Below are 12217 nucleotides of genomic sequence, written 5' to 3'. Positions count from 1 at the left end.
TCAGGTAAATGTTTAACGAATTTTTGCGAATAGGTTTGAAAGGGGGCAAAAGACTAAACAAATGATTTTTAATGTGTTACTAAAAATATTTTTTGAGTCAACCAGCAGCTCCAAAAAATGGTTACTTGCATTGAGAATTTAAGCGTATGTTTTTTAGACTTTCAAATGCAGCGGATTTAGAACAGGTAGAAGCAATGTCTGGACTACCCTTTAAACACCCAAACCTTTATCGCCCGAGGATGCTCATCGACGGACTTTTAGAGAGTAGTATTTCCATCATCACCATGAATGACCCAACAGTGATAGATTTTGCGATATGGGGATTAATGCCCAACGGATACAAAGAAGATTGGTTGACGTTTCAAAATTCATTCAACAGCTTAAATTTTTCTTTAGATCAGATAAGGGATAGCATTTGGATACATGACCCCTTGAAAAAACAAAGGTCCTTGATCATTGTATCTGGATTTTTCACCTATTTAATGAAAAAGGGACAACTATATCCCTATTACATATCGCTTCAAAACGAACAACCCTTTTATTTAGGGAGTATTTATAGCACGCTTGAAGACGGTTTTTTAAGTACGGGCCTGCTCACCACGAATACCGATAATTTTATTAAAACCTATAATAATTTAAGCAAATCAAAACCTTTGATCTTACCCGAGAGTTTGGCCCAGACATGGCTTGACCCCGCTAGCGGAATCGAGACCATAAAAAATATAATCCAGAATCCACCGAAGTTAAAACTACGTGCAAACCCCATTGCAAGTGAATTCTTCAAAAAGAATATCCTATATGATTCCCTATTGAATCCGGTCCACTATGAAGGCCTTCCTGAAGGAACCAATTTTACAGACTAGGTTTTCTCTTCAATTTTGAGCGATACTCGGTGGGTAATATGCCATAATGTTCTGAAAATATTTTTGAAAAATAGCTTCTACTACGAATACCTACCTTATAAACGATCTCAGATACCGTTAATTCAGAATTTTTAAGTAAATCCCTTGATATTTCAAGCCTGAGCTTTTTAATGTATTCGTTAACGGTTTTGTTGTAGAGCATTTTAAACCCTACCTGTAGTTTTTTTCCGCTAAGTCCAGATTCCTTTGAAAGTATCGGTATGGTCAAGGCCTCTGAAATATTATCCACAATAAAATCCGCGAGTTTGTGTATCTTTTTGATATCCGCTATCGTTAACGAATCCGGTAACGTGGTATCATTCTGAAACTTATGGTGTTCCAGTATTTGCATCGCCAATATGATGTTCAATTTTCCCTCAATGCCCAAAGTACGTACCATTCCATTTTCCTCGGAGGCATGCATCTCTTTTACCTTATCGGCTATGGCCAAATTATAGTTGCCAAAATGCCTGTAGGGCACATCGTATTCATCTTCTTTGAAGACCGAAAACAAAACCTCGTTAAGGTATTTTAGGTTGTTATGCTTCTTCTTTGCATATTGCCCCTTGACGATTTGGATGAAATTGACTTTGACATTCACCTTTTTAGGAAAAATAAATGTCTTTTTCGACTGTTGTTTCGGCGCGATGATAATATTTCGGTAACGTTCTAAAAATACCTCCTCTGAGTTCACGTCTTGTTGGTACCGCAGCGTTCCGTTTGAAATAAAAATAAACTCCACGGGTATCTCATCACCGGTATGATGGATCAACTTTACGTCTTCCTTAAAATTGACATCGTAATCGAACAACGAAACACCCCAATCAAATGAAATGCTTCTAATGGTACCTTCCCCTAAGTGGTTTGAGAATGTTAATGTCTGTTCACCCCATTTCTCTGTCAAAGTACCTTTTAAATATACATTTAGCTGACTCAGTAAATCTTCTGCGTTTTGGTTTTCTATTCGTATCTCTTGCATATTTCTTATACACTTATAACGGTGCAAAGAAATCGGAAAAGTCATTTTTTGTTTAACAGATTTGAAATTGAAACTAACAAAATCGGGTCATTACCCTAGTTATTTTGTTAATTGAATGCTAAAAGTTAGGTTATGAAAAATGCACTATGCCGAAATATTGGAATTTCGGTGTTTTTGGAGGTAGTGCTTTGGTGAAATACCAAATTGTTCTTTGAACAATTTCGAGAAATAGCTTCTTGAGTTGATACCGACCTGATAGGTAATCTCGGTAATATTCAAATTCGAAGACTCCAATAATTCCTTCGCCCGTTCCATACGAACCTCTTTTATGTATTGGTTCACCGATTTTTTATAAAGTTGCTTAAACCCTTCCTGTAAGGTGTTTTGATTAAGGCCGACCCTTTTTGCCAACGAAATGATACTGCCAAGTTGGTCCATCTCATCCTTAATGATCGTGCTCGCCTCTTCAATACGCTCCACCGTCTGCTGTCTTAATATCTTACGTGCCTTGGGGTCTTTGGCATCATCGACATACTGTATCAAGAAATGGGTGAGTATCTCATAAATCTTGCCCTCGAGAAAGACAAAACGCATAAATTCCGTCAATGAGGTAGTCGTGAACTCTTCAATGAATTTAGCGATATCCAAGCTGTAATACCCTTGGGCATAAAACTGGTTGATACCATTGACATCCCTGAATATATGCTCTAGGGTGGGATGCATGTTGCTCAAAAAATCAGTGATCTTTTCTTCGAATAACTTTCTATTGATGATGATTGCAAAAAAACAGGTGGATTGATTGGGTAACAAAGCAATCTGCTGCCGATTTTTTGCACCCTCAGAACTCATGACACTTTCTAAATGGGCTACTTTATTCTTACCGATTTCATGGCCCGATATGATAATTTCCTCTTCTCGATTGAACAAGATCAACAAAGGTTGTACCACAGCTTTTTCGAACTCAAAATTGATTTGATTTTTTAAGGTACAATCAATTTCATAAACAGCGATACCATGGTCAAAATCATAGGCCTTGAAATAACCGTGGCCAATTTCGTCGGTTAGGTTAACGGAGTACTCCCTATTGTCTTCGGTCAGATTCAAGTTCAAACCTTCTGCCACCACGGTCAAAAACCCAAGGGCATCATAATCGGTGATGTTGACTTTTTGTATCACTTCTGATTGCATATTTGGATTAAAGATAGTGTCATTTCTTAAGTTAAAAGCGATTTTATATGAAAAGCGTTAAGATAACATTCTTTTACGGCAAGAAAGCGGCCATTAAAACATGACATTTGTAATGTACTGATTAAGAGATAATCAGACGTGAACCTAAAAATATATATTATGTTACGTTGGACAGTTACTTTCGTTATATTGGCGTTGATAGCCGCATTGTTCGGATTTGGTGGAATAGCAGCAGGTGCTGCCGGAATCGCTAAAATCTTATTTTTCATATTTATCGTATTGTTCGTAATCTCATTGATTACCGGAAGAAGAAAAGTATAACCCAGAAAACCATAAAAACACAAAAATGAAAAAGTCAATAGTATTATTTACCATTATGATGTTCTCCCTCATGACCTTGGTCAATTGTCGGGAGACCAAAGAAGAAAAAGCTGAAGATGTCATAGAGGAAGTTGAGGATGGCTTGGAAGAGGCAGGTGATGAAGTAGAAGATGCCGCCGACGATGTGAAGGATGAAGTTGAAGACGCGACAGACGATAACTAAACTTCAAAAAATCATAAAAAAACTCTGGTCTTAGCCAGAGTTTTTTTTATTAAATCGTTCCACTTTTTGAATTGAAGCGGACCTGCTTCACCGGCAGACAGCGATTAGCTATCAGTTACCTATTCAAAGCCTTTTTTGAGTTGCGCGCGCCTGCCGGAAGGGCAAGTAGCAGCACTACGGAATGGAAAAAGACGAGAGGTGCGCGAAAAAGGGTAATTTTTTAGCCAATTGAAAAAGTTTAAATGAGTTTTATAATAACAGAAGAAAGAAACATAAAAGTGAAACTTAAAAAAGGGGTTCGGTTCGGTCAATTCTTATTCTTCCTTTTGTTAACGATGTTCGTTATCGTTCTCATAGGTCTTTACCGTTCTTACTTTTAGCTATTGATTTTCTTTACTATCAATGGCATCCTCAAAATCAATATTTTCATCCAATTTACTATCAAAGGCCTTTACCCATCCGTTTTTAATGGTATTGAAAATCGTAGGCCAAACCTTTCCCTGAACATTGTTCAAATCCCCTTCTAAGGGTACGTTCGTCGCCAATGTATTATTGCCCTTATTTTTAAGGATAAATTTGAAAAAGCCCACAAAACCTTCCCACAATACACTTAAAAAACCATCACCTTCACCTATTAATTTGGCATCTTTTAAAAGCGGTTTCACGTAGCCGGTAAGATACCCATCGGCAATGGCGACCTCACTATAGAGATTAAAGTCTCCACTATCGAAATCTACCTTCGCATAATGTTTGGTAAAATCATTCAAGGCGACTGCCGACGCATCTTCTAGGGAAAAACTAATATCCATATCGGGAATCTTCTTTACAAGGTCCATTTTTCCGTTCAATTTGACCTTGCCTTGTCCTATAGATGTCGCCGTGGCGTCGATATCTGATGGTAGTTTGAGTTCTTTCTGTACTACATTGCGAAGGTTGGTCGCATTCAGGTGTAAATCATTAAAATGTAAATCTATATTGGGATCTGCATTCAGTTGTACAAAAGCTGCTTTACCATCTGTGATTACGAGTTTATTGATGGCAATGGGGACGATATCGGTCAAGGCCTTGGTCCAATCGTCGAATTCTGGATCGGTACCCGCTTTTTGTTGGTCTTCAAAAACATAAATGAACTCTGGCGAGGTCAAGAATAGTTCACTCACTATCTTTCCTTTAAAAAGTGATTTCCATTCGATGGATATATCCGCTTTCGGAATGGATAAAAACGGTACTTCACTCAGGGCCTCTACCCTATTCAATGTCAATGAATCTATAACATAAGCCCCTCGAATGAGGGCTATATCAATATCTTTGATACTCCCATGATACCCAGGTATATCGGCCAATACCCCATTGATATAGTTTTTCGCCAATAAGGGCAAAAACAATCTGAACATTACCAATAGTGCAATCAGTGTAAGGGGTATGATATATCTTTTCCGTCTATAAACTTTCTTTTTCAACCTCATAGCATTATTCTTTTTTTCCGTTACCGGTTACCGTGTTAAGCATTCCATCCATCAAGCAAGACCAGAGATAATTTATGAAAGATTTTGTGCCGTCAGGTTCAACCTCAATAGTACCATAGCGGTACCCATCAGTGTTTTTAGAGCCATCATTGAGAATGAGGTTGCCTAAAAAGGAAAGCACCTTATTGATCTTCAAAAAATCTTTTTTTAATATTTGAATCTTAAAATTTTTGTATTTCATCTTTACGTCACCACGTGCACGGGTTGAATTTCCATCAACGGTAAAATACATTCGGTCTACATAACCTTGTGCCATGGTGCCCGTGCTTGTCCTTAAAAACGGATTGACCGATGCCGCATTCAAGCTAGTCACACTTCCTTCCAACAAAAATGTTTCGCGAACATTCAAGGGGTGAAGTTGAAAAGTGATATCAAGGGCGGCTTCTCCCATTATTTGTGTTGAAAGTTCCACATCGGTTTGGCTATCCTTAAAATTATGCAGGTTATTGAATTTGCCCGATATATTTTGAAACACTAGGTTTTCAGGTTTTATGCCCATTTTAACCTTTTCCGCATAATTCAGCCTTCCGTTTCTTACTACTACCGTAGTGACATCAAGCCTGAAGGGCAGGTCGCGTAATGATGCGCCATAATACCGTTTTCTTCGGGTATCGTCAGGCAATAGCTTGTCCCTGTAAATGGCCAAATCAAAATCGGAAAGTAATACGCGACGCGACGATAGGGATGTCAATCCGTCGGCAATTTGAAAGTCGATATGTTCCATTTCAAGAACATCCAGTTTGAAATCAGTATGGTCTCTTTCGGTCTTGAGAATCTTTGACAATCGCGCCTTATCAAATTCCGTGGACAAACTCAGGTCCAGGGCCGATATACCATTGTTCTTAAATGACAAGCGACGTATTCGCAACACATCGAATTCATTGACTTTAGCGTGAAGATGTGTGAATTCTGCCCTATCGATCAAACTACTATGAAAATAAAAGGGTGTACTTCGGTCTGTGGTAATCGCGTTTAACCGAACTTGGGAAATCGCACTGCCAAAAAGGGTATCTTTTTTTTGCTCGTCGAAAAGAGTTATTGCCCCTCCTTCTAACTCAATATCACCTATCTCAATGCTAGTTTTCTGCAATTTGTTCCGTACCCTAACCGTATCCGTTTTTGTTATCTTTACATTTGGTTTCACACACTTTATGGAACCAACAGCAATGGAATTTTGGTATACAATACGGTACCAATCAACATCATGGAGTATCGCTTTTTCCATTTCAAGGGTCACCTCGCTTGCACCGGAATTGGAAACCAAATCGATTTCCCTTAAAATCCAGTCACTTCCAAAGAATGAGATGTCGACACCACCGATTTTTCCCTCAATATGGCTTAGTTCAGCGATTTCGGTGTTGAGATATCTCTTTATTCGATGGGGCACGTAAAATTGAAAGAAAAGAAAAACGGTCACGAGCAGGCTTGCCCCGATACCCATAAATATATATTTCTTCTGCAAACTATTCCCTGTTGGTATTTGAGCTATCTGCGGTATCGGCCAAGTATTCAATCACCGACTTAGGGCTTTCGAACAGTTGGTATTCGTCACCCTTAGAAAGAATAACGCCCCTAATTATTTCTGGGTTATGCTTCAAGATCTTAAGCCAATCGTTGGCCGAAAAATCCGCATCGGCTGGTTTGGTATCCAACTTATTCAATTCATTATCATCAATCAGCTGTTCAGGCCTTTTGTTCAAACCATCTAAAATGGTCTCCCATTGAAGTTCGCTCAGGCGCTCTACTGCCGTGTCGATGGCCAACATATCAGCGTTGGAAGATGTTAAATAGGTCAATGCTTCCCTATCGTTCAATGACTTGGAATTATAGTAAAGTTTTATCAAATTTTTATCCGTCGCTATTACGCCCATACTATTTTTTCCATAAAACTAATCGTAAAATGCTCTTCACCTTGACTCATAAGCGATTAATGGTATCGGTAATGCTGTAACTCCATATTTTTAGCCGTTTTACTTGATTAAGTTGCCTATTTTTGAATTATAGCTGTTATTTTGAATACCACTTTATACATTTTATACATCGTATTGACCTTTTGGGCCATAATAGTAATTATCTATTATGGCCGCAGACCTACCAAGTCGATAAGTTGGGTATTTGCCGTAATCACCTTGCCTTTCGCGGGTCCATTATTATATTACTTATTTGGGGTCAATCGAAGAAAGTTCAAATTTTTTTCGTCAAAACAATTGGCCAAGCGAAAAAAGTTCAAAGAACTATTCTCAAAGGGAAATAGTGCGTACATCACGGCTTTTGACCACACCGGTAAAGAAGGTAAAATCGCAAAGCTCATTCAGAACAATTCGGGTTTTAGTCCGTATTCAGAAAATGACATTGCACCCCTTCATGATGGCAAACAAACATTTGACACCCTGTTTCACGAGCTAGGGAAAGCTGAAAAATTCATTCACGTTCAATATTATTTATTTGAACAAGGGGAGATCTTGCAACGCATGCTACAGCTGTTTGAGCAGAAAATCAAGCAGGGTGTTAAGGTTAGGATCATTTATGATTCTTTCGGTAGCTATGCCATTAGAGGAGGAATAAAGAAAAAATTCCAAAAGATAGGTGCATCGATATATCCGATAATGCCCATACGATTCGGCAACCTTCTCTTTTCATTGAATTTCAGAAACCATCGAAAAATAGTGGTCATCGACGGTAAGGTAGCCTTTACCGGAGGTTTGAATATCACCGATAAATATGTGAAGGACACCGGGGCATTGGGCCAATGGAAAGATGTTCACCTGAAACTTCAGGGACCCATAGTTCAGAGCCTGCATCGTGTATTCTTAAAAGACTATTCATTTGCAAGTCAGGATGAATTGGACATTTCTGAATTTGAAATCGAATCAACACCTAAAGGTTCAGTCAGTGCCCAAGTGGTGTCTGGGGGGCCAGATTCTGAGCAGCCCATCATCATGCAACAATATATTGCCATGATGAACAATGCGCAAAAAAGCGTTTGTATCACGAATCCGTACTTTTTACCAGGTGAGGCATTTTTGCAATCCCTCAAGATAGTAGCGTTACAGGGTATAGCAGTCACCCTTCTTCTACCCGAGGAGTCCGACTCCAAAGCAGCCATGTATGCCATGTTCTCTCAATTCGAAGAACTTTTGGATGTTGGCGTACATATCTTCTTGAGGCCTGATTTTTCGCATGGTAAGGTTTTACTTATCGATGAGGACATCGTCTCAATCGGTTCCGGTAATTTCGATAACCGAAGTTTTGAACACAATTATGAGACTAATGTCATAATTTATGATAAATCGATTGCCAAAGGTATTGGCGACGAATTTTACCGTATTTGCAGAAACTCCCGCAAATTGGATTTAACGCATTTTAAAAAAAGACCGCGATGGAAAAAATTTATGGAAAGGGTCTTTAAATTCTTCAAGCCCCTGTTATAATCCACATAAAAATTGTGTTTGTGGTAAATACTGAATGGAATGGGCTAAGGCAGTGTTTCGGGATAGTTAGCTTTGCCTAAAATTTAAATATCATGAAAAATACGGTTTTTTATTTCTTGTTGTTTATTACCGCATCGTTAAGTGCGCAAAGTATTTCAAAAAATGCCTTGGGTATTAGAATCGGTGATAATGATGGTTTCGGTGGTGAAATATCTTATCAGCGGTATTTGAAGGAAAACAATAGATTGGAGTTTGATCTGGGATTTAGGGATTCAGACAATGTTGAGGCTTTCAAATTAGTCGGTCTTTATCAATGGGTAATGCCCATAGACGGCGGATTCCATTGGTATGTAGGTGCCGGTGGAGGTTTGGGCTCGTTCGATGCCGGTGAAAATGATGGGACATTCGCCCTAGTCGCAGGAGACGTCGGTATCGAATATAATTTCGACATTCCGTTACTTATATCCTTGGATATTCGTCCTGAACTTGGGTTTAACGATGATTTTTCAGATGACCTAGATTTAGACATAGCCCTCGGGTTGAGATATCAATTCTAAGACCAATACAAAAAGGGCAAAACGTATTTTGCCCTTTTTTATGAAGACAAGTAATTTGAAAAAGAAACTGTTTATGATTATTACCACGATTTTGCTTATTGGTTTGGCGTATTTCATTTTCAACAAACCCAAGACCGTGGTGCCAAAAATCATAGAAAAGCAAGTGGAAACGGCTTTGGCTTTCTACCCCGAACTTCATTCAACCCCAATAGAATTCAAATTCAAAAAAAACATCAATAAATCGGTAATGTTGGCACAACCCACATTGGGTAGTATTTTTAGGAAAAAAGAAAAACGGGGCTATAAGATATTGATCAGCGAAAAATTCAAGATTACGGGAAAAGAATTTAAAACCACCGAAGTACCCGACGATATTATGATAGGTTGGCTTGGCCATGAACTGGGGCACGTGATGGACTACCAAGAACGGAGCGGATTAAATCTGATTAATTTTGGCATCCGTTATGTACTGTTGAAAGAACACGTTAAAAATGCAGAACGGGCTGCAGATTCTTTCGCGGTGAGAATGGGTATGGCAGAGTACATCATTAAAACAAAGCGCTTTATATTGGACCATGCCGATATCGATGAAGCCTATAAAAACAGGATCAGGGAATTTTATCTTTCCCCTGAGGAAATTATGGAAATGGTCAAAAAAAGGAATTCTATGAACGATTAATTCGTGTTTTGCCCCGCAACGAAGGCTTCCCATTCCTCGAATTTTTCCTCACCCATAACCCGCTCCATTTTAACCTGTCCTCCTTTTTTCTTATTGGCCCCGTTCCATTCTGAAAATACATTAGGGTGTACAAAATGCACCTTTACACCTTCCAAAGCCTTGCTACGGGCAACTTTATAATTCTTATTGGCATCCTTCAAATGGGCATCCAACGCTTCTGCCGCCTTTTCAGGATCGGCATCACCCTCAGCACCTAAATACCAGGTATGGTAAAAACCATCGTCGTACCGCTTGGCACATAAGGTGTATTCCGGTATTTTGAGTCCCAATGATTGCTCTAAGTTCTTTACTGCATCATTCATCTTGTTTACTGATAGTTGTGAACCTACCGTGTTCAAAAAGAATTTGGTACGCCCGGTTATTTTTATCTCGGCCTTTGACACATCGGTGAACTCAATGGTATCACCGATCAAATAACGCCATGCGCCTGAGACGGTAGAAATTATAAGCACGTAATCCACGTCGGTCTCCACTTCGCCCAAGGTCAGTGAAGGCGCATCTTGACTTAACGATCCGTCCGGTTTGATATATTCTGGCTCAAAAGGCACAAATTCAAAATAAATACCATTATCGGTCACTAATTTCATTGCGGTGGTCCCTGGCCTACTCTGAAAGGCAATAAAGCCTTCAGAAGCGAGATAGGTATCTATGATTTGCACCGGTTTGCCCAAAAGTGCCTTAAAGCTTTTCTCGTAGGGATCGAAGGCAACCCCGCCAGAAGTATAAACACGTAGGTTTGGCCATATTTCGTGTATATGATCGACACCGTGGTAATCAATAACTTCTTTAAGCATTAGTTCCATCCAAGACGGAATGCCGCTTAAAGCACCGATATCCCAGTTTTTGGCATTTTTGGCAATATGTCGCACACGTTCATCCCAATCATCGATCTTGGCAATTTCCTCACCAGGTTTATAATAGCCTTTGAACCAGAATGGAATATTACTGGCACTGATACCACTGATTTCGCCTTCTTGATGGCCGTCCCTAACATCTAAATCCGTTGAACTACCCAACATCATAATCTCTTTCTCAAAAAAATCGGGTGGAAGGTCAAAATTACTCAAAGCCATAACCTGTTGTATGCCTGCGTTTCGTATGGAGGAAATCATGGCATCGGTCACTGGAATCCGTTTGCTTTTTTTGCCCGTGGTCCCCGAACTCAATGCAAAATAATCTGGATTTCCTGGCCAGGTAATATCGCGCTCCCCATCGACTACCTTGTGCCACCATTCATTGGCAATGGTATTGTAATCGTAGTAAGGCACGGCATCAGAAAATGCCTGCTGAACATTTTCTTCTTTCAATATCGTTTCGAATCCAAATTTTTTACCGAATGCAGTTGATGACGCATGGGCGAGCAAATCTTTTAAAACTTCTTTCTGCTCTTCTACCGGGTTGCTATCGGTTGATAATTTGTCCGTGATATCGATGAACCCTTTAATAATATTACCGATCATTGCCGTAGTTATACTTTTTTAAAAAGATGGGTGTTGTACACACCCATCTTTTGTTCGCAATCCATTTATGCATTTACGACTTGTGCGTCATGTTTTCCTTCACATAGTTCTTCGATGACCTTATCGATAAACTGCGGTAAATCTTCGGGTTTTCTGCTTGTCGTCAGACCGTTATCCACCACAACGGGCTTATCGAACCAATTGGCGCCTGCGTTGATGACGTCATCTTTAATGCTGTGGTACGACGTCACATCCCTGTTCGCTATGACCCCGGCACTGATCAGCAACCAAGGAGCGTGGCAAATTGCCGCTACGGGTTTACTTTGCTTGAAAAAATCCCTTATAAAGTCTAAGGCAGGTTCATGGCTTCGTAATAAATCAGGGTTGGCAACACCACCTGGTAGTATCAAGGTATGGTAATCATCGGCTTTCACGTCTTCCAATGTTCGATCTACGGTAATTGATTTTCCCCAATTGTCACCATCCCAACTTTTTATTTCCCCTTCTTTACTAGAAATAATATGCACTGTGGCCCCTTCGGCTTTTAGTGCTTTTAAAGGTTCAAATAATTCTGATTTCTCAAATCCGTCGGTAGCCAGAATAGCTACATTTTTGTCTTGTAGTTTCATAGTCATATTTTTAATTCAGCTGTAAAATTAACTGGGGAAGACAAACCCCCTTTACTCGAATCAACTGATCTTTGACTTAAATGACAAAAGACCCCAAAGAGGGGCCTTTTTACTTGTATGATAGTATTGGGGTAGACAAGCCTTTAGGGTATGCCGTCTTGCCAAACCGGAAACGTGGTCGGTCATTCCCAATGATGAACGGAGTAAAATTAAAATTAGCCCCATTTTTACAATTGCTCAATTAGAAAAAATAAGTGCTCTA

General features: G+C 39.5%; 13 protein-coding genes. 6 read left to right on the top strand and 7 right to left on the bottom strand.

The annotated features are described in order from the left end of the window. Positions 1-146: 146 nt before the first annotated feature. On the top strand, positions 147-863 hold the full coding sequence (locus AACM45_RS00285) for an SOS response-associated peptidase family protein (RefSeq protein ID WP_339140055.1): 717 nt from the start codon (positions 147-149) through the stop codon (positions 861-863). Here AACM45_RS00285 and AACM45_RS00280 read toward each other — a convergent pair. Both AACM45_RS00280 and AACM45_RS00275 read right to left on the bottom strand, forming a co-directional pair. Next, a complete protein-coding gene (locus tag AACM45_RS00280; protein ID WP_339140054.1) occupies positions 853-1881 on the bottom strand; it encodes a helix-turn-helix domain-containing protein in 1029 nt (342 codons plus the stop codon). The two genes, AACM45_RS00285 and AACM45_RS00280, sit on opposite strands and share 11 nt — an antisense overlap. A 144-nt stretch (positions 1882-2025) precedes the next feature. Next, positions 2026-3069 carry a helix-turn-helix domain-containing protein gene (locus AACM45_RS00275; RefSeq protein WP_339140053.1) on the bottom strand — a complete coding sequence of 348 codons (1044 nt, stop codon included), beginning with the start codon at positions 3067-3069 and terminating at the stop codon, positions 2026-2028. A 159-nt stretch (positions 3070-3228) separates the two neighbouring features. On the opposite strand from AACM45_RS00275, the gene AACM45_RS00270 reads away from it, so the two are divergent. Both AACM45_RS00270 and AACM45_RS00265 read left to right on the top strand, forming a co-directional pair. Next, a complete protein-coding gene (locus AACM45_RS00270) occupies positions 3229-3390 on the top strand; it encodes a DUF1328 domain-containing protein (RefSeq protein WP_339140052.1) in 162 nt (53 codons plus the stop codon). 25 nt (positions 3391-3415) lie between these two features. Beyond that, complete coding sequence (locus AACM45_RS00265; RefSeq protein ID WP_339140051.1) at positions 3416-3613, top strand: hypothetical protein; 198 nt, start codon at positions 3416-3418, stop codon at positions 3611-3613. Between the two features lie 380 nt (positions 3614-3993). On the opposite strand, the gene AACM45_RS00260 is transcribed toward AACM45_RS00265, so the two are convergent. The 3 genes from AACM45_RS00260 to AACM45_RS00250 are packed head-to-tail and all read right to left on the bottom strand — an operon-like array spanning position 3994 to position 7010. Next, positions 3994-5079 (bottom strand): DUF748 domain-containing protein, encoded by a 1086-nt coding sequence (locus AACM45_RS00260; protein WP_339140050.1) that lies wholly within the window; start codon positions 5077-5079, stop codon positions 3994-3996. A 4-nt stretch (positions 5080-5083) separates the two neighbouring features. After that, a complete protein-coding gene (locus tag AACM45_RS00255; RefSeq protein WP_339140049.1) occupies positions 5084-6601 on the bottom strand; it encodes a DUF748 domain-containing protein in 1518 nt (505 codons plus the stop codon). Between the two features lies 1 nt (position 6602). Then, positions 6603-7010 (bottom strand): arsenate reductase family protein, encoded by a 408-nt coding sequence (locus AACM45_RS00250; RefSeq protein WP_339140048.1) that lies wholly within the window; start codon positions 7008-7010, stop codon positions 6603-6605. A 141-nt stretch (positions 7011-7151) separates the two neighbouring features. Here AACM45_RS00250 and cls point away from each other — a divergent pair, with 141 nt between their 5' ends. From cls to AACM45_RS00235, 3 genes are all read left to right on the top strand, one after another. Then, a complete protein-coding gene (gene cls / locus AACM45_RS00245) occupies positions 7152-8570 on the top strand; it encodes a cardiolipin synthase (RefSeq protein WP_339140047.1) in 1419 nt (472 codons plus the stop codon). A gap of 92 nt (positions 8571-8662) precedes the next feature. Next, a complete protein-coding gene (locus AACM45_RS00240) occupies positions 8663-9127 on the top strand; it encodes a hypothetical protein (protein ID WP_339140046.1) in 465 nt (154 codons plus the stop codon). Positions 9128-9200: 73 nt separating this feature from the next. Continuing rightward, positions 9201-9806, top strand: a complete 606-nt coding sequence (locus AACM45_RS00235) for a hypothetical protein (RefSeq protein WP_339140045.1) — start codon at positions 9201-9203, stop codon at positions 9804-9806. On the opposite strand, the gene AACM45_RS00230 is transcribed toward AACM45_RS00235, so the two are convergent. Beyond that, a complete protein-coding gene (locus AACM45_RS00230; RefSeq protein WP_339140044.1) occupies positions 9803-11326 on the bottom strand; it encodes a GH3 family domain-containing protein in 1524 nt (507 codons plus the stop codon). The two genes, AACM45_RS00235 and AACM45_RS00230, sit on opposite strands and share 4 nt — an antisense overlap. A 65-nt stretch (positions 11327-11391) precedes the next feature. Then, positions 11392-11955: a type 1 glutamine amidotransferase domain-containing protein gene (locus AACM45_RS00225; RefSeq protein WP_339140043.1), complete on the bottom strand. Its 564-nt coding sequence runs from the start codon at positions 11953-11955 to the stop codon at positions 11392-11394. Between the last annotated feature and the right edge of the window lie 262 nt (positions 11956-12217).

The sequence above is a fragment of the Croceitalea sp. MTPC5 genome (genome assembly GCF_036985505.1).
GTDB lineage: Bacteria > Bacteroidota > Bacteroidia > Flavobacteriales > Flavobacteriaceae > Croceitalea.
This window is presented reverse-complemented; position numbering and strand designations above follow the sequence as displayed.